This is a genomic window from Pyxidicoccus sp. MSG2 (assembly GCF_026626705.1).
In the GTDB taxonomy this organism is placed as follows: domain Bacteria; phylum Myxococcota; class Myxococcia; order Myxococcales; family Myxococcaceae; genus Myxococcus.
On record NZ_JAPNKC010000001.1, the window covers coordinates 6,228,082 to 6,255,073 of the forward strand.

General features: G+C 70.2%; 21 protein-coding genes. 9 read left to right on the forward strand and 12 right to left on the reverse strand.

From position 1 onward, the window contains the following. Positions 1–121: 121 nt before the first annotated feature. Positions 122–1,972, forward strand: coding sequence for a sensor histidine kinase (locus tag OV427_RS24410; RefSeq protein ID WP_267858566.1), 1,851 nt, complete (start codon positions 122–124; stop codon positions 1,970–1,972). A 204-nt stretch (positions 1,973–2,176) separates the two neighbouring features. Continuing rightward, the gene (locus OV427_RS24415; RefSeq protein ID WP_267858567.1) at positions 2,177–3,175 is read left to right on the forward strand and encodes a hypothetical protein; all 999 of its coding nucleotides are present in this window, start codon (positions 2,177–2,179) and stop codon (positions 3,173–3,175) included. A gap of 14 nt (positions 3,176–3,189) precedes the next feature. Here OV427_RS24415 and OV427_RS24420 read toward each other — a convergent pair whose 3' ends face one another. After that, positions 3,190–3,645, reverse strand: coding sequence for a hypothetical protein (locus tag OV427_RS24420; protein WP_267858568.1), 456 nt, complete (start codon positions 3,643–3,645; stop codon positions 3,190–3,192). A 305-nt stretch (positions 3,646–3,950) separates the two neighbouring features. Here OV427_RS24420 and OV427_RS24425 point away from each other — a divergent pair, with 305 nt between their 5' ends. The 5 genes from OV427_RS24425 (at position 3,951) to OV427_RS24445 (ending at position 14,442) form a co-directional block, all read left to right on the forward strand. Further along, complete coding sequence (locus tag OV427_RS24425; protein WP_267858569.1) at positions 3,951–4,799, forward strand: MbnP family copper-binding protein; 849 nt, start codon at positions 3,951–3,953, stop codon at positions 4,797–4,799. Positions 4,800–4,817: 18 nt separating this feature from the next. After that, entirely contained in the window at positions 4,818–5,321 is a 504-nt protein-coding gene (locus OV427_RS24430) for a hypothetical protein (protein WP_267858570.1), read from the forward strand. A gap of 14 nt (positions 5,322–5,335) precedes the next feature. Next, entirely contained in the window at positions 5,336–6,502 is a 1,167-nt protein-coding gene (locus OV427_RS24435) for a methanobactin export MATE transporter MbnM (RefSeq protein ID WP_267858571.1), read from the forward strand. Between the two features lie 420 nt (positions 6,503–6,922). Continuing rightward, complete coding sequence (locus OV427_RS24440) at positions 6,923–11,041, forward strand: M4 family metallopeptidase (RefSeq protein WP_267858572.1); 4,119 nt, start codon at positions 6,923–6,925, stop codon at positions 11,039–11,041. Positions 11,042–11,058: 17 nt separating this feature from the next. Beyond that, on the forward strand, positions 11,059–14,442 hold the full coding sequence (locus tag OV427_RS24445; protein ID WP_267858573.1) for a beta strand repeat-containing protein: 3,384 nt from the start codon (positions 11,059–11,061) through the stop codon (positions 14,440–14,442). Positions 14,443–14,739: 297 nt separating this feature from the next. Here the strand turns inward: OV427_RS24445 and OV427_RS24450 are convergent, their stop codons facing one another. The 7 genes from OV427_RS24450 to OV427_RS24480 form a co-directional block, all read right to left on the reverse strand. Further along, complete coding sequence (locus tag OV427_RS24450; RefSeq protein WP_267858574.1) at positions 14,740–15,462, reverse strand: double-CXXCG motif protein; 723 nt, start codon at positions 15,460–15,462, stop codon at positions 14,740–14,742. A gap of 6 nt (positions 15,463–15,468) precedes the next feature. Then, complete coding sequence (locus OV427_RS24455) at positions 15,469–16,137, reverse strand: TIGR02269 family lipoprotein (RefSeq protein WP_267858575.1); 669 nt, start codon at positions 16,135–16,137, stop codon at positions 15,469–15,471. Positions 16,138–16,202: 65 nt separating this feature from the next. Further along, entirely contained in the window at positions 16,203–16,826 is a 624-nt protein-coding gene (locus OV427_RS24460; protein WP_267858576.1) for a hypothetical protein, read from the reverse strand. Between the two features lie 64 nt (positions 16,827–16,890). Beyond that, a complete protein-coding gene (locus tag OV427_RS24465) occupies positions 16,891–17,445 on the reverse strand; it encodes a response regulator transcription factor (RefSeq protein ID WP_267858577.1) in 555 nt (184 codons plus the stop codon). Positions 17,446–17,515: 70 nt separating this feature from the next. Further along, on the reverse strand, positions 17,516–18,829 hold the full coding sequence (locus OV427_RS24470; protein WP_267858578.1) for an ATP-binding protein: 1,314 nt from the start codon (positions 18,827–18,829) through the stop codon (positions 17,516–17,518). Positions 18,830–19,180: 351 nt separating this feature from the next. Continuing rightward, positions 19,181–19,933 (reverse strand): hypothetical protein, encoded by a 753-nt coding sequence (locus tag OV427_RS24475; RefSeq protein ID WP_267858579.1) that lies wholly within the window; start codon positions 19,931–19,933, stop codon positions 19,181–19,183. A gap of 10 nt (positions 19,934–19,943) precedes the next feature. Then, a complete protein-coding gene (locus tag OV427_RS24480) occupies positions 19,944–20,843 on the reverse strand; it encodes a transporter (protein ID WP_267858580.1) in 900 nt (299 codons plus the stop codon). Positions 20,844–21,051: 208 nt separating this feature from the next. Here OV427_RS24480 and OV427_RS24485 point away from each other — a divergent pair, with 208 nt between their 5' ends. Further along, complete coding sequence (locus OV427_RS24485; RefSeq protein WP_267858581.1) at positions 21,052–21,492, forward strand: DoxX family protein; 441 nt, start codon at positions 21,052–21,054, stop codon at positions 21,490–21,492. Positions 21,493–21,600: 108 nt separating this feature from the next. On the opposite strand, the gene OV427_RS24490 is transcribed toward OV427_RS24485, so the two are convergent. Further along, positions 21,601–21,915 (reverse strand): hypothetical protein, encoded by a 315-nt coding sequence (locus tag OV427_RS24490; RefSeq protein WP_267858582.1) that lies wholly within the window; start codon positions 21,913–21,915, stop codon positions 21,601–21,603. A 41-nt stretch (positions 21,916–21,956) separates the two neighbouring features. After that, positions 21,957–22,862: a metallophosphoesterase gene (locus OV427_RS24495; protein WP_267858583.1), complete on the reverse strand. Its 906-nt coding sequence runs from the start codon at positions 22,860–22,862 to the stop codon at positions 21,957–21,959. A gap of 289 nt (positions 22,863–23,151) precedes the next feature. Here OV427_RS24495 and OV427_RS24500 point away from each other — a divergent pair, with 289 nt between their 5' ends. Further along, the gene (locus tag OV427_RS24500; protein WP_267858584.1) at positions 23,152–24,372 is read left to right on the forward strand and encodes an ATP-binding protein; all 1,221 of its coding nucleotides are present in this window, start codon (positions 23,152–23,154) and stop codon (positions 24,370–24,372) included. Positions 24,373–24,442: 70 nt separating this feature from the next. Here OV427_RS24500 and OV427_RS24505 read toward each other — a convergent pair whose 3' ends face one another. Next, positions 24,443–26,041: a hypothetical protein gene (locus OV427_RS24505; RefSeq protein WP_267858585.1), complete on the reverse strand. Its 1,599-nt coding sequence runs from the start codon at positions 26,039–26,041 to the stop codon at positions 24,443–24,445. A 205-nt stretch (positions 26,042–26,246) separates the two neighbouring features. After that, positions 26,247–26,873 carry a hypothetical protein gene (locus OV427_RS24510; RefSeq protein WP_267858586.1) on the reverse strand — a complete coding sequence of 209 codons (627 nt, stop codon included), beginning with the start codon at positions 26,871–26,873 and terminating at the stop codon, positions 26,247–26,249. Positions 26,874–26,992 lie beyond the last annotated feature (119 nt).

Sequence of the window (26,992 nt, forward strand, 5' to 3'; positions counted from 1 at the left end):
TGGGGGAAAGCCGATGGCGGGTCTGTCATCACTCCCAGGGTCCGCCCTGGCATGGACGCCTCATGCCGGGAGCCCGGCGCCCTGCCTCTTCTTCGAGCCGGTACGGAACCCCTCCGGTGAGGTGCTCGACTTCCTGTGGACGTCGTACAACGCGGCGGCCGGGGACGTGGTGCGCGACTGGGGGCTGGACGCCCACCTGTCGCGCTGGCCCACCGACGGAGTGACGGGACTGGAGCTGGAGGACTGCGTGCGCCTGGTCGCCACCGGCGTGCCGCTGTCCGTCCCGCTGCGGGTGCGGTGCGACGGCGGGGAAGCGCGCTTCCAGGCGGTGGCGATGAGGGAGGGGGAGGGCTTCTCGCTGTGGCTGCTGCCCCCGGTGGAGGAGGACGCGCGGGCCCTGCGCGAGACGCTGGAGCGTGAGCGCGAGGCGCGGCGCAGGGCGGAGGCCGCGCTGGAGGGCGCGAGCGCGCTGCGGACCCGCGAGGAATTGCTGCGGCTGGCGCTGACCACCGCGCGCATGGTGGCGTGGGAGTGGACGGAGGCGCGCCGCGCCGTCACCTGGTCGCAAGAGGCGGACGCCTTCTTCGGGCAGCTCCCCGGCACGCTGGGCAGCTCGCTGCCGGGCTTCCTCTCGTGCGTGGTGGTGGAAGACAGGCCCCGCGTGGCGCGTGCGATTGAACAGGCGCTGGCGGCGGACGGCCCCTACACCCTCAAGTTCCGCTGCCGGCATGCGGACGGCGCCACGCACTGGTACGAGGCGGTGGGGCAGGGCGTGCGCGACGGCGAGCGCGCGCACCGCATGGTGGGCGTCGTCATGGACTGCACCGAGCGCGAGCAGGCCGAGGCCACGCTGCGCGAGGCGGAGGAGCGCTACCGGCTGGCGGCGCGCGCCACCCATGACGTGCTGTGGGACTGGGAGCTCGGCGCCGGCACCGTGCGCTGGGAGGCCAGCCCTGGGGAGTGGTTCGGCTACGGCCAGGAGCCCTCCACCCACGGGTTGGACTGGTGGCAGGCCCGCGTGCACCCCGACGAGCGCGACGCGGTGGCCGCCGGGCTGCGCGCCTTCGTGGCCTCCACGGGCGCCACGTGGCAGGCGGAGTACCGCTTCCAACGCGGCGACGGCACCTGGGCCCACGTGCTGGACAGGGGCGTGCTCGCGCGAGACGCGGCGGGTCGCCCGGTGCGGATGATTGGCTCCATGATGGACATCACCGAGCGCCACCGCGCCCTGGAGCGGCTGTCCGAGGAGGCCCGCTTCCGCGAGCGCTTCATCGGCATCCTCGGACATGATTTGCGCAACCCGCTGAACGCCATCTCCCTGTCCGCGCGGGCCATGCGGCGTCGCACCCCGCACAATTCCAACCAGCAACAGCTCGCCCAGCGCATCGAGACGAGCGCGGCGCGGATGGGGACGATGATTTCAGATATCCTCGACCTCACGCGCGCGCGGTTGTCCGGCGGCATTCCGCTCAACCTCGCGCAAGCCAACCTCGCCACCCTGTGCAGGCAGGTGGTGGAGGAACTGTCCGCCGCGTGGCCGGACCGCCACATCGCCTTCGATGTGGAGGGCCGCGCGGACGGCGTCTGGGACGCGGACCGGCTGGCGCAGGTGGTGAGCAACCTCGTCGGCAACGCGCTGGAGCACGGCGCGCAGGACGCCCCGGTGATGCTGCGCTGCGAGGAGCAGGACACCTGGCTCGTCCTGGAGGTCAACAACCCCGGAGCCCCCATCCCCACGCCGCAGCTCGCCACGCTGTTCGACCCCTTCCGCCAGGCCGCCACCGCGCGCGAGAAGGGCCGGCGTCGGGGTGGATTGGGACTCGGCCTGTTCATCGTCCGGGAGATTGTCCAGGCCCACGGCGGCAGCGTGCACGTGAGCTCGTCCGAGCGCGACGGCACCACCTTCACCGTGTCACTGCCGCGTGACGCGCGGCAGGCTCGCGCGCCCGTAAATACGACGCGCGATACATGAATCAAAACCTGAGTCATTCCAGACGAGAAAGTCTTCCGTGAGTCTGTCTAACGACAGAGCGTCATGCGGCGCACGGAGTACGTGTTTGCCGTAAGACCGAGTTGTTCGATCTGCACGCGGGGACACCTGTCAGTCCGCGCGGGAAGCCTTACCGGTTGTCATGGCCGCACGAACCGCGGTCACCCCCAACGCGGAGGCATTCCCATGCGCCACCTCATCCCGCAGACCTCATCCCACTCCGAGGTCACCCGCAGCTGGAGCCGCCATCCGCGCGGATGGGGTTGGATGCCCGTGCTGCTCTGCGTCGCGGCCATCGGCTGCGGCCCCGCGGAGCAGGGGATGGACCTGGAGGGCGAGTCTCTCGGCACCCATGCGGACGGGGTGGTGTCGACGAACGGGCTCTCCACGAATGGCCTTTCCACGAATGGCCTTTCCACGAATGGGCTCTCCACGAATGGCCTGTCGACGAACGGGCTCTCCACCAACGGGCTCTCCACCAACGGCCTGTCGACGAATGGCTTCAGCACCTGGTTCGGGACGAACCCGGCGAAGGCGGACGAGGTGATGCGGTACATCGCGCGGTGCGCGCTGGGCTCGACGCAGTCGCTCTCGTACACGTACTCGGGCACCACGTACACGTGGACGGGCGTGCTGGGCCTGGCGCCGGGTTGGGCGGGCGGCTCGGCGGCGACGCTGGCGGAGCAGCAGGTGGTGTCCGGCTGCCTGGCCGCGCACGTGAACAAGTACGGCGTGCACCTCGAAATCTCCGTGCAGGGGCGGGACGCGACGAACGTGCCCATCCCCCTGGGCACCAACGAGCTCACCACCTTCAACCAGCCGGAGGCGGTGTTCTTCGGCAACCTCTTCAACGGCGAGGGGCTCTTCGTGGGCAACGACGCGGACTACCTCACGTACAGCCAGAGCACGGTGCGCGCGTGCGGCCTGTCCCAGTGGGCCGGCGACCCGGACTGCGCCGTGGTCATCAGCCATGTGGGCTCCGCCGGCACGTACTGCCAGCTGGACACGTCGCGCAACTACTACAAGACGTGCACGTACAACGGGAAGGTCTACCGCCCCATCACCACCCGCATCCGCACGCAGGACATCTACACCTGCGGCGACGGCACCTGTCAGCTCTCCGAGCACTGCGGCACCAGCAACACCGCCGCGAGCTGCCAGTCCGACTGCGGCGTCTGCCCGTGAGTCGGTGGGCCGTCTCACGGTGCACCGCACGCGAGCCACTGCCCCAGCTTCACACGCTCGTCCAGGGAGGGCGCGGGGCGGGAGGACGGTGGCATCCCTGAATTGACCGAGGAAGGTCCCGCGGCCGAGTGCGCGTCGATGGCCTCCGCCCACTGTCGCACCGCCTCGGGAGTATCGAAGTCCACGCCTGTCGGAGCGCCCTCGCGGGCCTCGCCCGTCACGCTGACGCTGTGACACGCCAGGCAGTGCGTCCGCAGGAAGGCGCTCCCGAAGTCCGAGGCCGTGGGGCCTCCTTCGGAGGGGCACACCGCGCCGGACGCAGTCTTGTGCTCCTCGTCGTGGGAGTGCGCGTCGGAGTCTCCGCCGCCACAGCCGCCCCCGCCACCCTCGCTGCTGCTTCCCCCGTGTCCCAGGCTCAGTCCCGCCAGGACGAGCAGGGGCACGACGCGGGACAGCAAGCGAGCGGACAAGGGCAGCCTCCAGGGTTTTGAGAGAACGGCATGGGTAGGGTCGTCAGGCCGTGGGGGCCAGCGCACCGGAGGGCCGGGCGGCGTCCGGTTCCACACGCCAGGGCCCGATATGTCCCGGGCGCGGCCGCGTTCCCGACCCCAGACGCAGAGGGGTGTCCCGCCGTGGGCGCCAGCCGGGGCTCCCCGTGCCGGGCCGGACACGGCGGGCGCCGCGACAACATGCCACAGCGGCCGGGCCGGGCCCCTCTGCTACCCATCCCCGCTGTCAGGGTGGCCCCCGCCCACCCTTCGTGGAGGTCCTTGGAATGAACGCCGTGCTGAAGTCCGCAGGCCTGTGGCTGGTCCCGTCCCTGTTGTTGATGCAGGGCTGTGCCGAGAACGAGAAGACGTACCAGGTGCGCTTCAGCCCGCAGGTCCGCGAGCAGCCCCTGGCGTGCGGCACCCGCTACACGGATATCGGCACCTCGCGCGGCGCCATCGAGCTGCTCGACTTCAAGATGTACGTCCGGGACGTCACCCTGGTGCGCGCCAACGGCGAGCGGCACGTGCTGGCGCTGGAGCAGGACGGCACGTGGCAGCGCGACACCATGGCCCTGCTGGACTTCGAGGATGGCACCGGCACCTGTGACACCGGCAGCCCGCTGACGCGCCGGGAAGTGGTGGGCACCGCGCCCGAGCACGACGACTACACGGGCCTGGAGTTCAAGGTGGGCCTGCCCCCGGAGATGAACCACCTGGACGGCGCCACCGCGCCCGCGCCGCTCAACGCGCCCGGCATGTGGTGGAGCTGGCAGGGCGGCTACAAGTTCCTGCGCCTGGACGTGCGCTCGCAGGCCAATGAGAGCTTCTACTTCCACCTGGGCGCGGCCGGCTGCAAGGGCTCGGTGGGCGAGGGCTTCACCTGCACCTCCGACAACCAGGCCATGGTGACGCTGTCCGGCTTCGACCCGGACACCCACGTCGTGGTGCTGGACGCGGCCGGCCTGTACTCGGAGCTGGACGTGGAGCGCGTGCCGGACGGCACCTCGGATGGGATGCCCGGCTGCATGTCCAGCGCGGGGGACCCGGAGTGCGCGGCCTTCTTCAAGCAGGTCGGCCTGGCCGTGGATGGCAGCACGCTCTCCCGGCCCGACACCTTCTTCCGCGTCCGCTGAAGGCCGGGGGCTCCACTCATGTCTGTCTTTGCCCTTCGCTGCTCCGCGGCGCTGCTGCTCGCGCTGGCCGCCGGCTGTGGTTCCGGTGACGATGACGGGACGTCCCCTCCGCCCACGGTGCAGCGCGCGCCGGAATTGGATGCCGTGTCGCTGAAGAGCCAGCGCGGCGGCACCAGCCACGAGGCGGGGAACAACTGCATGGCCTGCCACGGGCCCAACGGCACCGCGCCGGGGCGCTTCACCGTGGCGGGCACCGCCGTCACCTCGCGGCGCGAGCCCAACCCTGACGCCACGATGACCCTCTCCACCGCGCCCAACGGCGCGGGCACCGTGGTGCTGACGCTGGAGGCGGACGCGAGCGGCAACTTCTACACGACGGAGGCCGCGCCCTTCCCCAACCAGTCGCTCTTCCCCCGCGTGACGAGCCGGGCCACCGCGTCCTTCAACTTCATGCCGTTTCCCACCATGTCGGGCGCCTGCAACGTCTGCCACGTGGGCAGCAACCCCGTCGACCTGGACTGAGGGAGCCACCCACGATGTTGCGCGCATGGAAGGTGAGCGCTGTAGCGGACGCGCTGCTGGTGCTGGGCGCGCTGCTGGCGGCGGGCTGCGGCGGCGAGGACCCGCCGGCCCCGGCCCCGTCCGGGCCCACGTACGACTGGAAGCTGCCGGCCGGCTTCCCCGAGCCCTTCGTCCCCGAGGACAACCCCATGTCCGAGGAGAAGGTGCAGCTGGGCCGCCACCTCTTCTATGACACGCGCCTGTCCGGCAACGGCACGCAGGCCTGCGCGAGCTGCCACGAGCAGCAGCGCGCCTTCACCGACGGCAGGGCCACGCCGGTGGGCTCCACGGGGGACCACGTCCCCCGCAACGCGCCGGGGCTGGCCAACGTGGTGTACCTGTCCACGTACACCTGGGCCAATCCTCAATTGGAATCGCTGGAGGACCAGGCCCTGGTGCCCCTCTTCAATGAAGTTCCCACCGAGCTGGGCCTGGCACCCCGGCTGGACGAGGTGCTCGGGCGCCTGCGCGGCGACGCGCGCTACACCGAGCTGTTCCGCGCGGCCTTCCCGGACGCGGCCGAGCCGGTGGGCCAGGACACCATCGTCAAGGCGCTGGCGTCCTTCCAGCGCACGCTGCTGTCGGGCAGCTCGCCGTATGACCGCTACCTGCAAGGCGACGACACGGCGATGTCCCGGTCAGCGAAGCGGGGCATGGAGCTGTTCTTCGGCGAGCGGGCGGAGTGCTACCACTGCCACAGCGGTACCAACCTGACGCTCTCGTTCCGCGCGAAGGACTCGCGGCTGCCGGAGCGGCAGTTCTTCAACACCGGCCTCTACGACGTGGATGGCAACGGCGCGTACCCGCCGGACAACCCGGGCCTCTTCGAGTTCACCCACAACGCCAGGGACCAGGGCCGCTTCCGCGTGCCGCCGCTGCGCAACGTGGCGCTGACGGCGCCGTACATGCACGACGGCAGCATCCCCACGCTGGAGGCCGTCATCGACCACTACACCTCCGGCGGGCGCAACGTGACGCAAGGCCCCTTCGCCGGGGACGGCCGCGCCAATCCCAACAAGGACCCGCTGGTGCGCCCCTTCACGCTCACCGCGGACGAGCGCGCCGACCTGGTGGCCTTCCTGGAAAGCCTCACGGACACCGCCTTCACCCAGGACGCGCGCTTCTCCAATCCCTGGCGGTAGTCCGGGGCACGACGCTGGCCCCGCCTTTCGGGCTGGGGCCGCGTCCACCCACCGGGACACACAGGACACTCCGCGAATATTCAGCACTCCCTGTCTTTCCTGTGGCCGATTCGCGGACCTAAGGGTCCGCCCCCATTTCATCTGCTTTTTGACTGTGTATACTCGTCAAAAGTTACGCTGATGATGGAACGTTCGAGGGCGAAGGAGTGCCCTGGGGTTGTCCGGACTCCCCACTGTCAGCGTGGCCCTCCCGCGGAAGGCACTCCCCCAGGATGCCGTCAGCGGGGGTTCCCCCTGACGTAGTACGGCGGAGTCAAATCCATGTCCAAGCCGTGGCCTCGGTGGCCTCTGCTCCTCGCCGGTCTGTTCACGGCGAGCTCATCCCTCGCGGCTGAGAAACTCACTCCCGCTGCCCAGCCCATGCTGGCGCAGCTCAAGGCCCAGGAGCCGGCCCGTGTTGCGCAATCCCTGGCAAGCCTGAAGGCCCAGGGCCAGAAGCTCGGGCTGGGCTCGCGGGACGACTTCACGCTGTCCAGCTCCAGCACGGACAGCTTCGGTCAGACGCACGCGCGCTTTGCGCAGACGTACCAGGGCGTACCCGTGTGGGGCGCCATGGCCATCACCCACCAGGGGCTGTCCGCCGGGGACATCAGCATCACCTCCGACGGCCTGCGCAAGGGCATCCGCCTGGATGTGACGCCCACGCTGGACGCGAAGTCCGCGCTGACGAAGGCCACCCAGGAGCTGGCGCCCAAGGGCGAGTTCAGCATCACTCCGGATAGCGAGCTCATCGTCTATCCCCAGACGCGGCTGGTGAACCGCTACCCCGGCAAGCCGGCCGCGAAGCAGAACGCGGCGGACTTCACCACGGAAGTCGTCGCCTACAAGCTCGCGTACCACGTGCACACCGAGCTGGAGAACCCGAAGGACGGCGTCAAGCACACGGACTTCATCGTCGACGCGCACTCGGGCGAGGTGCTGAAGAAGTGGAACTCGCTCCAGACGGCCGCCGCCAAGGGCCTCGGCCACTCGCAGTACAGCGGTGACGTCCAGCTGGACGTCTTCCAGAACGCCCAGGGCGCCTTCGAGCTGCGCGACGTCACGCGCACCGGCGGCGAGGGCATCCGGACCTACGACATCAACCACGCCGCCGTGCAGAACGGCGTGGTTCCCACGCTGACCCTCTACACGGACCCCGACAACGTCTGGGGCGACGGGCTGAACTACATCGTCGGCGCCAACAACACGCTGAGCACCAACGGCCAGACGGCCGCCGTCGACGCGCACTTCGGCCTGCTGGCGACGTGGGACTTCTACAAGAAGATTTTCGGCCGCAACGGCATCGACGGCTTCGGCTCGCCCACCTACAACCGGGTGCACGCCAGCAACGCCTACGACAACGCCTTCTGGAGCGACGGCTGCTTCTGCATGAGCTACGGCGACGGCTCGTACCCGGCCGCTGGCGGCTTCAAGTCCATGGGCGTGCTCGACGTGACGGGCCACGAGATGAGCCACGGCGTCACCTCGCACACGGCCGGCCTCATCTACGAGGGCGAGTCTGGCGGCCTCAACGAGTCCAGCTCGGACATCTTCGGCACCATGACGGAGTTCTGGGTGGCCAACGGTCGCGGCAGCACCATTGGTGACACCGGCGGCAACTGGCTCATGGCCGAGCAGCTCAGCGAGTTCCCGCTGCGCGTCATGTTCCGCCCGTCGCTGGACGGCCTGAGCGTGGACGCCTGGTTCCCCGGCATCGGCAACATCGACGTGCACTTCAGCAGCGGCCCGATGAACCGCGCCTACTACTTCCTGTCCCAGGGCGTGCAGCCGCTGGTGGTCGGCACCGACTACTCCAGCACCTACCTGCCCGCGGGCATGAGGGGCATCGGCAACGACAAGGCGGCGGCCATCTGGTACCGCGCGCTCACCGTCTACATGTTCCCGTCGTCCAACTACCTGTCGGCCCGCACCAGCAGCCTCCAGGCCGCGGCGGACCTCTTCGGCGCCCAGTCCAACGAGTACCGCGCGGTGCAGAACGCCTTCGCGGCCATCAACGTGGGCTACACCGCCGAGACGTACGATGACCGCACGGCCCCCACCGTCGTCGCGAGCGTCTCCGGCAGCTCTCCCAACCTCCAGCTGCGCGCGCAGGCCGACGACAACGTCGGCGTGGCCCGCGTGGAGCTCTACGTCGACGGCGCCCTGGCGGGGAACGTCTCCGCCCAGCCGTACCAGTTCCCGCTGGACGCCACCTCGCTGTCCAACGGCGCGCACCAGCTGGTGGCGGTGGCCTACGACGCGGCCGGCAACTACGCCGCGTCCGCCCCGGCGAGCTTCACCGTCGCCAACAGCTTCGAGCAGCTGCTCACCGACCCGGGCTTCGAGCTCGCCGGTCAGGGCTGGACGGCGGACCCGCCGGAGAACATCAACTTCCCCGCGGCGGGCGGACACTCCGGCCAGGGCTACGTGTGGCTCAACGGCTGGGGCACGACGCACGTCGACAAGCTGTGGCAGGACGTCACCATTCCCGCCGGCGTCACCAGGGCCGCGCTGACCTTCTACCTCAACCTCTCCACCGCCGAGACGACGACCACCGCCGTCCGCGACACGCTGACGCTGCAGGTGCGCAACACCTCGGGCACGGTGCTGGGGACGGTGGCGACGTGGTCCAACCTGGACGCGAACCTGGGCTGGACGCAGCAGAGCGTGGACCTGACGGCCTACGCGGGCCAGACGGTGCGCATCTACGTGGAGGGCAACGAGAACGCCTCGCTCGCCACCAACTTCCAGCTGGATGACTTCTCGCTGCGCGTCACGCACGCCGCGGACGCGGAGACGCCCCGGGTGGCGGCCAACGTGGTCTTCTCCGGCACGCGCGTGGGCTACCTCGCGGATGTGTCCGACAACGGCTTCGTCAACGCGGTGGAGTTCCTCGTCGACGGCGTGTCCCTGGGCAACTCGGTCAAGTCGTTCTCCCGCACCGTCAACCTCTCCACGCTGACCGGCGGCGCGCACACGCTCGTCGCCCGGGCCACGGACGCGGGCGGCAACGTGGGGAACTCTCCCGCGGTGACGTTCTACGTGGACACCACCGCCACCCAGCGCGTGCTCAACCCCAGCTTCGAGACCTCCGCGAGCTGGACGACTGCGACGACGGTGTCGGGCTCGACGGGCATCTTCAGCAGCGCGTCCTTCGCGCACACGGGCAGCCGCTTCTACATCTTCTGGACCTCGGGTCCGGTGCGGCACTCCGTCCGTCAGTCCGTCGCCATTCCGGCGACCGCGACCTCGGCCATCTTCAGCTTCTGGCTGCGCATCTACAACGGCGGGTTCACCGACGCCCTGCCCCACCACACCTTCAGCGCGAAGGTGCGGGACTCCGCCGGCACCGAGCTGGCGACGCTGAAGACGCTCTCCCAGGCGGATGACACCAACGCGGAGTACTTCCAGCACCGCTTCGACCTGACGCAGTACAAGGGCCAGACGGTGCAGTTGTTCTTCGACGTGGACCAGACGGAGGCCATGCATGACCCGGACGGCGACGTCCAGTTCTTCCTGGACGACGTCAACCTCGTCACCTCCACCCAGGCGGACGTCCAGAGCCCCACGCTCTCCGCGGCGGTCGAGGGCAGCTACGGGACGGTGCAGCTGACGGCCTCCGTGAGCGACAACGTCTGGACGAACTCCCTCGAGTTCCTGGTGGATGACGCCCCGGTGACCTCGTTCACGAACGTCCAGGGCATCTACGCGGCGGCGTTCGACACGTCCACGCTGACCAACGGCCCGCACCAGTTCAAGGCGAGGGCCACGGACAAGGCGGGCAACGTGACGGAGCGCGTGGTGAGCTTCGAGGTGCACAACTCCACCGTCGAGGACACGGGCGCGCCGCACATCACCGCCAGCCTGGAGGGCATGTTCGAGAACTACACCCTGCGGGCCGAGGCCACCGACGACACGGGCGTTGCGTACGTGGAGTTCTACGTGGACGGCGCTCTCAAGGGGAAGACCTCGTACGAGCCGTACACGCTGCCGCTGTTCCCGATTCCGCTGGCGGCGGGTGAGCACGTCCTGGAGGCGGTGGCGTACGACGCGTACGGCAAGTCCTCCAAGGCGACCACCACCTTCACGCTCCAGCCGGTGACGGTGGAGTTCGCGGTGGCGCAGGTCGTGCTGCCGGTGGGCGGCTCCGTCGCCCTGCAGGCGAGCGTGGCGAACGCGGTGAACACGGCGGTGACCTGGTCCGTGGCGGAGGGCCGCATCTGCGGCACCGTCAGCGCGGCCGGCCTCTACGCCGCGCCGGTGGTCCGTGGCCTCTGCCACGTGTCCGCGGCGAGCGTCGTGGTACCGACGGCGAAGGCCGTGGCGGCCATCCAGGTCTACACGGGCGACATCAATGGCGACAGCGTCGTGGACGGAGAGGACATGGGCCTGCTCGCGCAGGACTACGGCACCAACGGTTCCGAGGAGACGAACCTCGACGGTGCCGGCTCCGTGAACGACAACGACATCACCCTCTTCGTCAGCCAGTTCGGACGGTAATCCCCATGAAAACGTGGATGAAGCTCATTGTTCCGCTCCTGATTGGAGCGCTGGCTGCCTGCACCGACCCCGACTCGGGGCCGGTGACGGTGACCCCGAAGAGCGTGACGGTGAAGGCCGGCGAGAAGACGACCTTCAGCGCCGCGGTACAGGATGCGGAGGACCCGCGCGTCCTCTGGTCCGTGGAGGGAGGCGACTCCCACGGCACCATCACCAGCACGGGCGTCTACACCGCGCCCGCGGAGGCCGGCACGTACACCGTGGTGGCCACCAACGCGGTGGACACCTCGAAGACGGACACGGCCACCGTCAAGGTGGAGGCCGTCCAGACTCCGACGGTCATCGTGAAGGTCACCCCGGGGACGGTGTCCATCGGTCAGGGCACCACCACCCAGCTCACGGCGGAAGTGTCCGGCTCCTCCATCACGGCCGTGCAGTGGTCCGTGGAGGGTGGTGACACCAACGGCCTCGTCAGCAGCACGGGCGTGTACCTGGCGCCGCACAAGTCCGGCACGTTCACCGTGACGGCCACCAGCGTCGCGGACCCGTCGAAGAAGGCCTCCGCCGCAGTGACGGTGGAGCCGGTCGTCGTCGAGGAGGTGGTGGTTGCGGTCTCCCCCGCGACGGCCACCACGACCTGGGGCGGCTCCGTCTCCCTGACGGCCGAAGTCACGGGCACCAACAACCTCACGGTGCTGTGGTCCGTGGAGGGTGGTGACGCCAACGGCTTCGTGAGCAGCACGGGCGTGTACCGTGCCCCGAACAAGTCCGGCACGTTCACCGTGACGGCCACCAGCGTGGCGGACCCGTCGAAGAAGGCCTCTGCCGCCGTGACGGTGAACCCGGTCGTCGTCGAGGACGTGGTGGTGGCGGTCTCCCCGAAGACGGCCACCGTGGCTCAGGATGGCTCCGCCAGCCTGTCCGCACAGGTCACCGGCACCAACCTCACCGCGGTGCAGTGGGCGGTGGTGGGCGGTGACGAGAACGGCACCGTCAGCAGCACGGGCACGTACCGGGCGCCGCGCCGCGCGGGCACGTTCACCGTGACGGCCACCAGCGTGGCGGACGCGTCCAAGTCGGACTCGGCCACCATCACCGTGGAGCCGATTGTCGTCCCGGACGTCGTCGTGACTGTCTCTCCGAAGACGGCCACCGTGTCCGCGAACGGCTCCGTCAGCCTGTCCGCACAGGTCACCGGCGCCAGCGTCACGGCGGTGCAGTGGGCGGTGGTGGGCGGTGACGCCAACGGCACCGTCAGCAGCACGGGCACGTACCGCGCGCCGAACCAGGCGGGTACGTACACCGTGACGGCCACCAGCGTGGCGGACGCGTCCAAGTCGGACTCGGCCACCATCACCGTGGAGCCGATTGTCGTCCCGGGCGTCGCCGTGACTGTCTCTCCGAAGACGGCCACCGTGTCCGCGAACGGCTCCGTCAGCCTGTCCGCCGAGGTCACCGGCACCAGCGTCACGGCGGTGCAGTGGGCGGTGGTGGGCGGTGACGCCAACGGCACCGTCAGCAGCACGGGCACGTACCGCGCGCCGAACCGGGCGGGTACGTTCACCGTGACGGCCACCAGCGTGGCGGACGCGTCCAAGTCGGACTCGGCCACCATCACCGTGGAGCCGATTGTCGTCCCGGACGTCGTCGTGACTGTCTCTCCGAAGACGGCCACCGTGTCCGCGAACGGCTCCGTCTTCCTGTCCGCCGAGGTCACCGGCACCAGCAACACCTCGGTGCTGTGGACCGTGGTGGGTGGTGACGCCAACGGCTACGTCAGCAGCACGGGTCTGTACCTGGCCCCGAACAAGTCCGGCACGTTCACCGTGACGGCCACCAGCGTGGCGGACCCGACGAAGTCGGACTCGGCCACCATCACCGTGGACCCCATCGTCGTTCCGAACGTCACTGTGTCCGTCACTCCGAAGACGGCCACCGTGTCCGTGAACGGCTCCGTCAGCCTGTCCGCACAGGTCACCGGCGCCAGCAACACCGCGGTGCTGTGGACCGTGGTGGGTGGTGATGCCAACGGCTACGTCAGCACCACGGGCGTGTACCGCGCGCCGAACCAGGCGGGTACGTACACCGTGACGGCCACCAGCGTGGCGGACGCGTCCAAGTCGGACTCGGCCACCATCACCGTGGAGCCGATTGTCGTCCCGACCGTCACTGTGTCCGTCACTCCGAAGACGGCCACGGTGGCCCAGGGTGGCTCCGTCAAGCTGTCCGCCGCGGTCACCGGCAGCAGCAACACCGCGGTGCAGTGGACGGTGGCGGGTGGCGACGCCAACGGCTACGTCAGCACCACGGGCACGTACCTGGCTCCGAACCAGGCGGGTACGTTCACCGTGACGGCCACCAGCGTGGCGGACCCGACGAAGTCCGACTCGGCCACCATCACCGTGGACCCGATTGTCGTCCCGAACGTCGCTGTGTCCGTCACTCCGAAGACGGCCACGGTGGCCCAGGACGGCTCCGTCAAGCTGACCGCACAGGTCACCGGCACCAGCAACACCGCGGTGCTGTGGACCGTGGTGGGTGGTGACGCCAACGGCTTCGTCAGCACCACGGGCACGTACCGCGCGCCGGGCAGGGCGGGCACGTTCACCGTGACGGCGACCAGCGTGGCGGACTCGACGAAGTCCGACTCCGCGACCATCACCGTGGACCCCGTCGTGGGCCCGACGGTGGTTGTGGCCGTCACTCCGAAGACGGCCACTGTCGACCAGGGTGCCACCGTCAACCTCACGGCCGAAGTCACGGGCACCTCCCTCGTCGCGGTGACCTGGGCCGTGGAGGGCGGTGCGGCCAACGGCTCCGTCACCAGCTCCGGCGTGTATACGGCGCCGAACAAGCCGGGCACGTACACCGTGACGGCCACCAGCGTGGCGGATGCGTCGAAGAAGGACTCCGCCGTCATCACCGTGCCCGTCGCCGGTACGGTGAGCTACGTGGACCCCACGGGCACGGGCTGGCGGCTGGTGCGCAACGCCAGCCTGTCCTCGGGCAACACGCTGGTGCTGGACCTGGTGGGCCCCACGGGCCAGTCCGGCCGTGGTGCGGACCTGGCGCTGGCGCTGAACCCGGCCACCGCCGACTGGTCCACGGTGGGCGGCTCCGAGTACGTGGCCAACCAGGGCTACGACCTGGGCGCCGCGCCCCACCTGCTCAAGTCGGGTGTGAAGGGCAGCACGCTGAGCGTGGGCGTGTACCAGAAGGGCGCTCCGGCGCACGCGTACAACGGCGCGCTGCTGTCCGTGGCGCTGACCGTGAAGGCCACCGCCCAGACGCCGGCCGGCACCCTCGTGCCGCTGAACGTCCTCAAGGCGCACGCGCTGCCGGCCTCCGGCGCGCTGCAGGCCATCGACGTGGCGGTGGGTACCATCACCACCGCGCCGTAGTCCGGAGTCCGAAGCAGTGAGAGCGGCGGCCTTCCTCAGGGAAGGCCGCCGTTTTCTTTTGGTGCGCCCAGCATGGGCGTGGGAGCGAACCGCAAGTGGTGGCTGACTGCGAGGGAGGCTCTGGAGGAAGCGGGAAGCGAAAGCGCGGGTCGACGAACAGCTAGCGGCTACGAGGCGCTGGGCGTCAGGGCGAGCGGGCATGAAGCCGCGAAGCTCTCGCGATGGGTCGCGATAGGGACGGGCCTTGAGGCCCTCCCCCCGCGCGGATTCGGACAGGCGGAACTACCCTGAAGCGGGTTAGCGCGTGCGCAACTCGCGGAAGGTGATGCCGTCCAGCTCCAGCCGGCGCACGGCCTCCATGAATCGCTCGGTGCCAATCATCATCGTTGCGAAGTTCCCCACTCGGAACAGGTCCAGCTCCGGCGGAAGGGATGCCGCGTCGAGAATGGGCTCATCTGGTCGCCTGAAGCCGTGCCGGCCACAGGTGGGGCAGGGGGGCGGCACGTCCGGAGGGATGCAGTCCGGATGGAGGCGGCCGTGTGGCTCTATCTGAAGCTCCAGCAGTTCCGGAGCGTCCTTCTTGCGGAACCGCAGCGCCGTGCGGCAGCCGAGCAATCCTCGCACGCCTTCCGCTTGGAGACGCTCCAACGCATCCCGACGCAGGAGAAGCTTCCTCCCGACTACCCACACGATGGGACCGAACGTCCCGGAGGCGCGGCCCACCAGCGGGCCGAAGCCGGTGCCGGGTGGAAGCTCGGCATTCGGGGGCGCCAGGGGACGCACCAGCTCGCGTAGGCGCGCGAACTCGGGGAAGGGCTCAGGTCGGGCCTTCTCGAACTCGCGGTGCTCGGGTAGCTGTGAAAGGTCAATGGATGGGTATTCGTGGCCCACGTCGCTCCAGGTGACACCGCACGCGTGACACCTCACGCCGGGCAGCACCAACTTGTGCCACGCATCGATTTCCCCGCCGTGCTTCGCTGTGACCGCTCTGTCTTCAGTCAGCCAGAAGAATCGCGTCATCCGTCCTCACGCTCCCGGGCGGGAATAGTAGGGCTGAATGGGACCGCCAATGAGCTGGAAGCGGTGGATGAGCTCTCCGGCGTGCTTGTAGATCTCCTCGGGTGGGGCTCGTGGGTGCAGATCGATGAACTCACGCCAGGCGTCATTCCATGCCCCGCCGCGCCCGGTACCGTCGTGAATCCTCCTGTGGAGGTCACGCGGAATAGGCATGGTGTAGTCATGGATCTTGATGCCTTGCTGCTCGAACCACAGCGCAAGGTCTTGGGCCTGGGGAAAGATGTGGTGCTTCTCCCAGCGCCCAGGCGAGAGCTGGCGTGAAGGGGGAATGAGCCGGTCAGGGGCCCCGTCCCAGTTGGGGAAGACCATGACGGCGCCACGAGGGAGATTCTGCGCGGCTCCCCAGTTTCGCTGCGGACCCATACCCGGAGCCGCGGCCGCTGCAGGCGGGCGCGTGGGTGGGAAACGCGCCAGTTCGACGTCACCGGGCAGGTCTCCGCAGCGGTAGAAGCCGCAGGCGTCACCCAGGCACAACAGCGTGATGCATTGGTCGTCCTCGGGCGCGTGGCACTCCAGCTCCGCCTCCTCCCAGGCTTGCTGCATGGGAGCGCTGACGGTGGCGCAACCCAGCCAGGAGAGGGCGAGCCACGAAAGACAGAAAGCATGGAGGGTTCTCATCACTGGCGAACCCTACCATTCTGTCTGTCCTTCCCTTGCGGAGGCGGACCGTGTCGCGCCCGGGCTCAGCCCCCGGACTGGCGGCCTTCAATCGCGCACAGGAGCACCGCGGCGGCGATACCCAGGCGGCGGTCCAGCCGGCCTTCCCGGTCCATGGAGTAGTCGAGGTCGATCTTCTGGATGAACGGGTTGAAGCGCTGGGTGAAGGTGAGCACCGGCGCGCCGCCCACGTTGCCGCTGAAGGTCTGCGGGATGAGGTTGGTGAGGAAGCGGCGGACGAGCGCCATCACCATGCTGTCCTCCTCAATCTTCCCCCGCTCCTGGTCGTTCGCGTCGAGGATGAGCCACTCGTCGCGGAGGATGGAGCGCAGGCCCTTGCGGCGCAGCGCGCCCACGCGCTCGCCGGTGGCTGCGTCGGTGACGTCGTACGTGGCGCCGAAGTCCAGGATGCTGCGCGCCTTGATGGTGAGCAGCTCGTCCTGCATGTCCTCGCTGCCGTAGATGCGCAGGTCCTCCTTCAGCTTGAAGGCCTTCATCTTCGAGTAGAAGGCGACGTTGCCCGCCTCGTCGTAGATGTGGAACGCGCCGCCGAACAGCTTGAAGAACTGACGGCGAATCATGTAGCGGCTCTGGCCGAAGCGGCCGCGAGCCAGGTCACTGCGAGAGCGGGGCGTGAGTGCGGTGGACATGGCGTTCCACCTACCGCGAAGTGGGGGCGCGCGAACAGGGGGCCCCCACCTGTCGGGTCCAGGCTTAGCGGGAAGGCGGGTATTTCTGCAGCTTCCGTTGCAGGGAGCGCCGGTGGATGCCGAGCTTCCGTGCGGCCTCGGAGATGTTGCCACCAGAGTCGGCGAGCACGCGGTTGATGTGCTCCCACTCGGCGCGTGCGAGCGAGGGCGCCTCGAAGCTCTCCGGCGCCGCGACGGCGGGCTCACCGGAGGCACGGGCGAAGGCCGCGAGGAGGTCGTCCACGTCCGCGGGCTTGGGGAGGTAGTTCACCGCGCCCAGGCGGATGGCGTCCACCGTGGTGGCGATGCTGCCGTAGCCCGTGAGGACGACGACGCGCGTGGAGGCGTCCACGGCGAGCAAATCCCTCACCAGCTCCAGGCCGCTGCGGCCGGGCATGCGCAGGTCCACGACGGCGTACTCGGGTGACTCGCGGCGCGCGGCGGCGAGGGCCGCGTCGTAGTCCCCGGCCGTGGTGACGTCCCAGCCCCGCTCGCGGAAGGCACGGGCCAGCCGCTCGCGCAGCGTCGCATCGTCGTCCACGAGGAGGAGGCTGGGGTGCTGTGCTCCGGCCGTGCTCATGGCGCCGCCTCCGCGAGAAGCCGCACGCCGCACCGCCGCGATGCGCTCGTGGCGCGGGTGCCACGCATGCTCATGACGCCGCCTCCGCTCCGCCCACCGGCAGCGCGAGGCTCGCGGTGGTGCCCTGGCCCGGTGAGGAGCGCAGCTCCAGCGAGCCTCCGAGCTGCTCCGCCAGCGTGCGCGCCAGGAAGAGGCCCAGGCCCATGCCCTCGCCCGGGGCCTTGGTGGTGAAGAACGGCTCGCCCGCCCGCGCGAGCACCTCCGCCGGCATGCCCGGGCCGCCGTCGCGCACCTCCAGCTTCGCGCGGGCCTGCTCCGCCCGCACGCGCAGCTCCACGGGCTTCGACTCCGGCGTGGCCTGGAGCGCGTTCTTCACCAGCCCGCGCAGCACCCGGGCCAGCGCGCGCGGCGGGCCGTGCACCTGCCAGGCGCTCAACTCGGCGGGAACCTCCACGCGCACCCGCGCGGCGCCGGGCAGCTCCGCCAGCGTGTCCTCCACCAGCCGTCCCAGCGCAATCGCATGGAAGGGCTCTCCGGTGGTCTGCCCCGCGTCCGCGGACATCTGCACCAGCACGTCGCGGCAGCGGTCCACCTGCTGGCGGATGAGGCGCAGGTCCTCGCGCACGGACTCGGATGTGCCCGAGGCCGCCAGCGCGCGCTCCACCTCCTTCGCCACCACGGCGATGGTGGACAGCGGCGTGGACAGCTCGTGCGCCGCGCCTGCCGCCAGCGTGGCCAGGGAGGCCACCTTCTCGCGCCGCGCGTGCAGCGCTCGCGCCTGGGCCAGCTCCTGCTCGCGCGCGCCCAGCGCCCGGGTGACGCGCTGGACGAAGTAGACGATGAAGCCCGCGGCCACCGCGAAGGCCACCCACATGCCATTGATGTGCAGCCGCATCAGCTCCGCATGGTCCGGCCGGGACAGCCCGTGCGGCAGCTCCACGTCCTGAAGCACGAAGAGCGAGCCGAACGCCGCGAGCGTGAAGCCCAACAGTCCCCACGTCCACCGCGCGGGCAGCAGCACCGTGCCCAGCGCCACATTCACCAGGTACAGCGTGGTGAAGGGGTTGTGCGTGCCGCCGCTGAGGGCCAGCAGACCGGTGAGCACCAGCGTGTCCCACAGCATCAGCTTGCCGATGGTGCCTTCCGTCACCCGCCGCGCCCGGTGCAGCCACGCGCGCACGGACAGGTTGGTGAGCGCCTCCAGCCCCAGCAGCGCCGCGAGCACCGGCACGGGCAGCGCCAGTTCCAACCCATACGCCGCCACGGCGATGACCACCGCCTGGCCCAGCAGCAGGCCCCACCGCAGCCGCAGCAGCCACTCCAGGTTGATGCGCGCTCGCGAGGCCGGCTCGGGGAGCGTGGGGGCGTCAGGCTCTGGCTTCATGGCACGGTGGAGGGGGCCGCTCGGGTTGATGCGCGCCCGCGAGAAAGACTCGCATGGACACCCGGTGTGATGCACACGCGCGCCGCCTGCTCGCAAGAGGCACAGACTGAATCGGGATGCGGATTCGAGCTGTATGGAATGAACAGGAGGGGCCTGGTGCTCGTGGGTGTGGAGCTCCTTCGAAACCTCGCGGTGGGGCCCCCGGGCCGGGCTTGAGGCGTCCTGTTCGGAAATGTCGGGACATTTCGCGCCTCAAAACCCCCGACATTTCCGAACAGGACGGTGCCGGCAGGCGGGGGGAGGCGCGTCTGCGATGTGGCCTCGGAGCCGGCCAGTGGGCGGACACGGGCGTCATGGCGTGGAGGCCGGCCGGGCCGAAGCGGAGCGGGCCACGTTGCCCAGCAGGTCGACGCGCGTGGGAGGCTCCTGGGGCTCCACCCCGTCCAGCCACATGTCCCACGCCAGCGTGAAGACGAGCGTGGCCCGGGGCTGCTCCTCCGACAGCGTCAGCCCGTCGAGCACCACGTCCACCGACGAGTGCCCGGTGCTGGTGGCGTCGAACGCCTGCGCCACGCCGCCATCCGTCGGGGAACGCGTGCCGCGCACGTGGAGGCTGCGGCCTTCCATGTCCACGGGTTCAGGGCCCTCGGTCGCGGAGGCCAGTCCCTGTGCGTCCGAGTCCGCCGGCTCGAAGGTGAGCCGCGCGCGGCAGTACCGGCCCGGTGGTGGGCGCAGCACGCCCAGTTCCGTGACGTCCCCATCCGCGCCATCCAGGCCCAGGACATGCGGCGTGCCCAGCCGCCGGGGGCTGGAGCTCGAGTGCGCCCACGCGGTGCTCACGGGCGACAGCCCCCGCAGCAGCCGCAGCCAGCCGGCTTCTTCACACGGCAGCAACTCCACGCTGCCCAGCGTGACGAGCGCACGGGTGAAGGACGCACGCGTGCCCTGCGCATTGAGGAGGGTGCGCGCGCCCCCCGCCTCCACGGCGGGTCGGGCGCGCGCGGTGGTGATGCCAAGGGACAGCTCCATCCCCTCCACGCGGTCCCCGCCACCACAGGCGGCGAGACAGAGGAGGGCGGCGGCGCCGAGGACGGACGGCTTCATGTGCGTATGCTCAGAGGTCATACGCGACGGACATCATCGCGATGGGAGTGGGGGCCACGCGGCCATTCAGCCGGTTGAAGAAGGGCACGCGCACGCCGGCCGCGAGGACGATGTCCGTCGCCGGGCTGAAGAGGACGTCGGGCGAGGCGTAGCCGATGACACCGCCGCCGTCCTCCTCCTTCTCGCCGTTGATGTCCGCGGCCTTCTCCACCCGCCCATCCAGCCCCAGCCGCACCGCCCAGCGCGGCGCCGGCTGGTACTGCGCTGCGAGCGTGGTGCGCACGGACGCTCCGGCGCGAAAGCCCCGGATGCCGCGCGTGGGCAGGAAGCCCGTCGCGCTGGCGACGAAGGACCATGCGCCCCGGAAGTGCTGGTACGCCACGCCGAACAGCGGGTCCACCGAGCCGCTCCCCAGCTGCGTGTCCAGATCCAGCTCCGTCCCATCCTCCGCATGCAGCACGGGCGCGGTGGGCAGCTTCACGCCGGCCAGCACGCTGAAGAGGTGGTCCGGCGAGAAGTCCTTGTCCTGGTACACGAAGGCCTTGGCGCTGATCTCCACGTCCCCCACGCCCCAGCCGCGCTCGCGCGCGAGGCTCACGTCGCGCACCTCGCGGGCCTGCAAGGGGAGGGTGGCCGCGAGGAACAGCCACGGCAGCGGCGCGTACGCGGCGGCCACGTCCATGCGGGCTTCGCGCAGGCGCAGCGCGTTCTCGTTGTCCTGGCCCACGGTGTGGCCCCAAGCGCGCAGCGTGGTGGACAGGCGCAGGCGGCCGGAGAACGGCTGCTCCGTGCCCATGGAGGTGAGCGTAGGGTCCCCGCAGGCGCAGGTGGCGCAGGCCCAGGCGGGGGCGCCGGGCACCAGCAGCACCGCGCTGGCGAGGATGAGGGTGGCGGCGAGGGGCTTTCTCACGGCGGCAGGCACCATACGTACCCCCGGGGGGGCCGGCGTGCGGCGAGTTGTCGCAGCGGGGACAACCCGACGGGGACCCTGTCCTACCGTCGTAGAGCAGGCGGGCAGGCGGGTGCCCGCTGTCCCGCCGGAATCAATGGCCACCTTGTGAATGACTTCCGCCCGCCGGCGTTGAGGGGGGTGGGAGGCGGGACACAGGGAGGACGTCATGGGCGTGCTTGCGCCGCTGGGCCGGCTGCTCTTCTCGGCCATCTTCATCACCAGTGGCTTGAACCACTTCTTCCAACTCCAGGCGCTGACGGCCTATGCCCAGTCCTCGGGTGTGCCGGAGCCCCGCATGGCGGTGCTGGCGTCCGGCGTGGCGCTGGTGCTGGGCGGCCTCATGGTGCTGCTGGGCGTGTTCGCCCGCCTGGGGGCGGCGGCCATCGCCGTCTTCCTCCTGGCTGCGGCCTTCATGGTGCACAAGTTCTGGCTCATCGCCGACCCGGTGCAGGCGCAGGACCAGCTCGTCCACTTCATGAAGAACCTCTCCATGGCGGGAGGTGCCCTCTTCATCGTCTACTTCGGCTCCGGGCCCTTCAGCCTGCGCAGCCGCAAGCGCGAAGAGGGGCTCGGCGGCGGACGGCTGGGCATGCCGCTGCGGCACTGAGCCGGGAGGTCCGCAAGGCGCCCTTGCAGGCGGCGGAAGGAACGCTCCTTCCGCGAGTCCGCCACCGCGAGGGGCGGAGCGTTGCGTCGGGAGTGCGCTCGCGAGCGGCTACGACGCGGGCGTGGCGCCCGCTCCGCCCGCCGGCTGCGCATCCGGCACCCAGGGGATGTGCGCGGCGGCCTCGGGGAGGTTGCGCTTCAGCTTGTCGCAGGGCACGGTCACGAGCGAGTAGTTGAAGTCCGAGCCCGACATGCGCAGGAAGCACGTCTCCGTGCGCGGGTCGATGAGGTAGCTGTATCTGCCCCCCATGTCGATGATGGAGAAGCGGCCCTGGGTCTGGAGGTCCGCCTGGTTCTCCTGGGTGTGGGGGATGAGACAGCCCGGCAGGGCGAGCGCGGCGACGAGGACGATGAGAGGGCGCATGAGCGCCCATGCTACCCGGCCCGCCGCTCGCGGGGCACTGCTCAGCTCGCGACGGCCATCGCTTCGCCGCGCAGCGTGAAGAAGGCCACCTCGGGCTCGGCGCCGCGGCGCAGGTACGGGCCGCCGAAGCCGAAGCCCAGCCCGCGATTCACGTAGAGCTGGTTGCCATTCACGCGGTAGTGGCCGCTGATGTACGGCTGGCCCGCGCGGCGGAAGATGGCCTCGGTGAGGCCGCGCACCACGAACTGGCCGCCGTGCGTGTGCCCGGAGAACTGCACCAGCCCGGCGTGCGCGGGCAGCTTCTCCACCGTCGGCGGCGCGTGCGTCAGCACCAGCCGCGTGCCGCCCTCCGGCGCGCCGCGGAACGTCGCTTCCACGTCGTCGCGGCCCGTGCGCCCGTCGTCGATGCCCAGCACCGTCACCGGCGCGCCCTTCACGTGCACCAGGCGGTGCTCGTTCTGCAGCACCGTGTAGCCCAGCCGCTCGAAGCCCTCGCGGATGTAGGGCCCGTTCACCCAGTGGTCATGGTTGCCCAGCACCGCGTAGACGGGGCCCTGCAGGCCCGCCAGCAGCTCGCGCACGCGCGGCAGCGGCTTGGGGCTGTGCGTCACGTAGTCGCCGGTGAGGAAGACCAGGTCCGGCTTCGCCTCGTTGACCGCCTCCACCGCGCGGCGGATGCGAAGGGCGGAGGTCGCCTGCCCCACGTGCACGTCGGAGAGCTGGGCGATCCTCAGCCCGTCGTGCTCGGCGTGCAGGTGCGGCACGAAGAGGACGTTCTCGGAGAGGGAGAAGTGGTCCCTCCAGCGCAGCCGCCGCTCCTCGCGCAGCGGGTCCGCGCCGCTCCGGGCCACCAGCTCGTTGCGTCCACCGTGGTGGGTCTCCCGGTACGCATGGGCGGCCGAGGAGACATGGGGCGTGGTGCGGCGGGCGAGGCGTCTCAGGCGCATTCGGGGCGGTTCCTCCGTGCCGGGGGCTGCATGAGTGGCTCCAGTCTACGAGAGCCGGTGGGGGTGGGATGAAGCAGGTGTCCCGCGCACGCCTGCCCTCCATGCGGCCGGCGGCTGGGGTCACCGAGAAACGCCCGCGATTTCAGGAAGATTCCGGGTGGGACTCGGGCATCCTTCCACCACTGGACACACGGTCAACGGGGGCGCGGTGACGTCGTCAGGCGGGGTTGCTACACACGCGGGGACGATGACCCCGAGGCTCGGGTCGGCCCAGGACGTGGGACCGGACGTGACAACGCCAGCAGGTGGTGGAGGTGACGGGCGCCAGCGTCCCGCCGAGGACGTGCGGCCGGTGGCCCTGGCGGAGCTGATGTCCACCGTGCCGCTGGGCATGGCCCTCGTCGACCCCGAGCTGCGCTTCCTGGAGGTGAGCGAGGCGATGGCCGCGATGAATGGCGTGCCGCGCGAGGCCCACCTCGGCCGCTCCATGACGGACGTGCTGCGGGGCACGCCTTCCGGCGCCGACGTCATCCGCCGCGTCCGCCGCGTGTTGGAGACGGGCGAGCCGCTGGAGGGCGTGGAAATCGTCCACCGCGAGCACGGCGGCGGCGTGGAGCGCGTGCGCGTGTACCGCGCCAGCTACCACCCGGTGCGCCGCGACGGCGTCGTCGCCGCCGCGTGCATCTACGTGGAGGACATGACGGAGCGCCGCCGCGTGGAGGCCCAGCGCGACGCGGGCGCCGCGCGCGAGCGGGCGGTGCGCGAGCAGGCCCTGCGCGAGACGCAGGAGGCGGTGCGCGCGCGCGACGAGTTCCTCAGCGTGGCCGCGCACGAGCTGCGCACGCCGCTCACCAGCATGCGGCTGCACCTGCAGTTGCTGCAGCGCCAGGTGGGCACCGCGCAGCCCGAGTTGTCGGAGGCGCTGGCCCCACGCACGCAGGTGCTGGAGCGGCAGTTGTCGCGGCTGGGCAGCCTGGTCAACACGCTGCTGGACGTGTCGCGGCTGGCCGCGGGCAAGCTGAGCCTGGAGCCGCGCGAGCTGGACCTGGCGCAGTTGGTGCGGCAGATGGCGGACGCGTTCGCGGAGGAGTTCAAGAAGGCGGGCAGCGTGCTGACGGTGCACCTGGACGGGCCGTTGCAGGGCTCGTGGGACCCGCTGCGCGTGGAGCAGGTGCTCGTCAACCTGCTGTCCAACGCGGCGAAGTACGGCGCGGGCCAGCCGGTGGAGGTGTCGCTGGTGGGCGAGGGCCACACGGCGGTGCTCGCCGTGAAGGACCACGGCATCGGCATCTCCGAGGACGGCATGGCCCGCCTCTTCGGCAAGTTCGAGCGCGCCGTGTCCGAGCGCCACTACGGCGGCCTGGGCCTGGGGCTCTACATCACCCGGCAAATCGTCGAGGCCATGGGCGGCAGCATCACCGTGCGCTCGGCGCAGGGGCAGGGCTCCACCTTCATCCTCCGGCTGCCCACCCAGCCCCAGCCGCCCGTGCGGGCGCGGGCCGCGCTGTAGACGCGACGAAGCCCCGAGGCGCCAGCGGGCACCCCGGGGCTCCAGTGCCGGCTTCGGGGCCGGCGCGTCTTCAGTAGTCGCGCAGGACGGTCAGCCCGTCGTTGGTCAGCACGTAGAGCATGGCCGGCTTCACGCGCGGGTCATACACGAGCTGCAGCACCTGCGAGCCCTTCACGCCCGTCACCTTCTCCAGCGTCTTCTGCGGCGTGAGGCGCCACAGGCCGGACTTCTCGGTGCCGATGAAGAGCGAGCCGTCGCCCGTGGCCGCCAGCGCGTTGATGTTCTGCACCGCGTCGGACTGCTCGGACTTCACCGGGGTGCCCTCCTGGGCCTGGTCGGCGGCCCTGCCCACGGTCAGCTGCCACAGGCCGTACTGCTTGCTGCCCAGGTAGTACGTCCCGTCCGTCGTCTGCTGGAAGCCGCGCCAGTAGTCGAACTCGCTCAGGCCGTTGAGCGCCGGCAGGTAGGCGGACTCCACCTTCATCTTGTTCACCGTCTTGCTGGTGTTGTCCCAGTCGCCGATGCCGGGCGTCGGCGTGACGATGCCGAACATCCACTCGTTGCCGATGAGCACGTCCCCGTCCTGGGCGATGCCGAGCCCGTAGGTGTAGCCGGCCATCTGGCTGCCGTCCTTGAGCCACACCGGGTGACGGTGGGCGTTGTACTCCAGCCCGCGGATGCGGGTGACGCCGTGGTTGGAGCCCACGTAGACGTCGCCCTTGTTCGCCCCCTGCATCACCGTCACGCAGCTGTAGATGGCGCGGTCCTCGTCGTAGTGGTGGTCGTTGCTGTTGCGGATGCCGAGGTTGTCCAGGTCGTCAATCTTGCGCGGCCCCGTCTGCACCCGCGTGTTGCCCTGCTCGTCCTTGGTGTTGCGGATGGACTGGTGCAGGTGCTCCTCGAGGACAATCTGCCCGCCCGTGTCCAGGCGGACCGCGTCCACGTCGCCGTCCCGATAGATTTGGAGGCGGCGGTGGCTGTACTCGTAGCACTCGGGTGCGCCCTGGTACGGGTAGTAACAGGGGTCGCCCTTGCTGATGATGTAGTTGGTGTGCAGCAGCGGGTACTCCGGGTCCTGGCGCAGGTCGTCCGCGTAGTAGCCCACGTAGGCGCGGCCCTGGCTGCCACCGCAGATGACGGTGGAGCTGTAGCCCGCGCTGGCCTGGCCGATGGGCGACGTCGTCCACGTGGCGCGCTTGGTGTCCGCGCGCAGCACGCCGATGGTGGCGCCGTTCAGCAGCCAGATGTTGTGCGCGGCGTCCACGCCCACCGCCTTCACCTTCGAGAGCCCGTACGTCTTCGTGTAGTCGACGACGCTGTCCGTGGGCCACGGGCCCGTGGTGGGCCCCGGGTCCGTGCCGGCGTCGGTGCCGCCGTCCGTCGTCCCACCGTCCGTCCCGCCGGTGGTGCCACCGTCGGTGCCGGCATCCGTGCCCGCGTCGGTGCCCGCGTCCGTGCCCGCGTCGGTGTCGGTGCCCGCGTCCGTGCCCGCGTCGCCGCCCGCGTCCGTGCCCGCGTCGCCGCCCGCATCCGGACCCGCGTCGGTGCCCGGACGCTCGTCGATGTCATCTCCCGGCGGAGGCGTGGGGACGGGATTGTCCGAACCACCGCATGCCCACGCCGTCACCACCACCACCCCGATACACGCGCCCAGCAGTCGTCGAATCACCGAATCCTCCATGGGGCCCGGCACAGAGCAAGCCGCGTACCGGGCCCGCCACGCTTGTCTGGCCGGGTGGAGCGCCCCGGGTGGTGAAAGTTCTTCCCACCGTGGCGCCCGCGAGGGCACGGCCTGGGCGGAAGAAACGACCGGGCCCGCCTCCCTGGTGGGAAGCGGGCCCGGTCCGGACGCGTTCGGTGTGCGAGCGCGAGGGCTACTTGTTCAGCGTCTCGTCCACCTCGTGGTGGACATCCTCGCCGGCCTTCTGGGCGTCCTGCTTCACCTCGCTGCCCTTCTGCTCGGCCTTGTCCGCGGCCTTCTGGGCGTCGTCCTTCATCTCCTGCGTGCCGGAGCCACCGGTGGCCGGCTCCTTCTTCTTCACGTCCTTCTTGGTGCCCTTGGGGCTGGTGGCGCGCAGCTCCAGGGCCACGACTTCCTGGCCCTCGAGCTGGAACTTGGCGCGCACCTGCGAGCCCTCGGGAATCTGGTCGGTCTTCTCCACCTTCTTGCCGTCCAGCATCAGCACCGTCTTGTCACGCACGTCCAGGTCCGCGTCGGGCAGGCCCGCGCGGGCGATGCTCACGCCGTCCGCGGTGGCATCCTTCATGGTGCCCGACAGGCTCATGGCCTTGTCCATCTTGAAGGTGCCCTCGTCCTCCGTCTGGGCGCCGACCACCTTCTTGGCGGTGTTGCCGATGGCGGGGCCGACCTCCGTGGCGTCGACGCCGGTCTCCATCTTCTTCTCCGTCTCGGGTCCGGGCACCTGCTGCTTGGACGGCGCCTGTTGCGCGAAAGCGGCAGTCCCCATGCACAGGGCCAGCGTGGCGATGAGCTTCTTCATGGTTCCCTCTCCCTTCGGTCAGTTGTTCTGACTTCTGGGAGCAAGGGTGGGGAGGCTCTCTTCCCGTGCCAACCTGCTCACCCCCGCGCCCAACCCTCCCGACTGGAGAGCAGGCAGGC

Bases quoted from the DNA above. Each gene is read 5' to 3' on its own strand.
- OV427_RS24510 (WP_267858586.1), bottom strand. From the start codon at position 26,873: ATGAAGAAGCTCATCGCCACGCTGGCCCTGTGCATGGGGACTGCCGCT.
- OV427_RS24485 (WP_267858581.1), top strand. From the start codon at position 21,052: ATGGGCGTGCTTGCGCCGCTGGGCCGGCTGCTCTTCTCGGCCATCTTC.
- OV427_RS24465 (WP_267858577.1), bottom strand. From the start codon at position 17,445: ATGAGCACGGCCGGAGCACAGCACCCCAGCCTCCTCCTCGTGGACGAC.
- OV427_RS24495 (WP_267858583.1), bottom strand. From the start codon at position 22,862: ATGCGCCTGAGACGCCTCGCCCGCCGCACCACGCCCCATGTCTCCTCG.
- OV427_RS24490 (WP_267858582.1), bottom strand. From the start codon at position 21,915: ATGCGCCCTCTCATCGTCCTCGTCGCCGCGCTCGCCCTGCCGGGCTGT.
- OV427_RS24445 (WP_267858573.1), top strand. From the start codon at position 11,059: ATGAAGCTCATTGTTCCGCTCCTGATTGGAGCGCTGGCTGCCTGCACC.
- OV427_RS24440 (WP_267858572.1), top strand. From the start codon at position 6,923: ATGCTGGCGCAGCTCAAGGCCCAGGAGCCGGCCCGTGTTGCGCAATCC.
- OV427_RS24415 (WP_267858567.1), top strand. From the start codon at position 2,177: ATGCGCCACCTCATCCCGCAGACCTCATCCCACTCCGAGGTCACCCGC.
- OV427_RS24470 (WP_267858578.1), bottom strand. From the start codon at position 18,829: ATGAAGCCAGAGCCTGACGCCCCCACGCTCCCCGAGCCGGCCTCGCGA.
- OV427_RS24425 (WP_267858569.1), top strand. From the start codon at position 3,951: ATGAACGCCGTGCTGAAGTCCGCAGGCCTGTGGCTGGTCCCGTCCCTG.
- OV427_RS24455 (WP_267858575.1), bottom strand. From the start codon at position 16,137: ATGAGAACCCTCCATGCTTTCTGTCTTTCGTGGCTCGCCCTCTCCTGG.
- OV427_RS24460 (WP_267858576.1), bottom strand. From the start codon at position 16,826: ATGTCCACCGCACTCACGCCCCGCTCTCGCAGTGACCTGGCTCGCGGC.
- OV427_RS24435 (WP_267858571.1), top strand. From the start codon at position 5,336: ATGTTGCGCGCATGGAAGGTGAGCGCTGTAGCGGACGCGCTGCTGGTG.
- OV427_RS24475 (WP_267858579.1), bottom strand. From the start codon at position 19,933: ATGAAGCCGTCCGTCCTCGGCGCCGCCGCCCTCCTCTGTCTCGCCGCC.
- OV427_RS24450 (WP_267858574.1), bottom strand. From the start codon at position 15,462: ATGACGCGATTCTTCTGGCTGACTGAAGACAGAGCGGTCACAGCGAAG.
- OV427_RS24430 (WP_267858570.1), top strand. From the start codon at position 4,818: ATGTCTGTCTTTGCCCTTCGCTGCTCCGCGGCGCTGCTGCTCGCGCTG.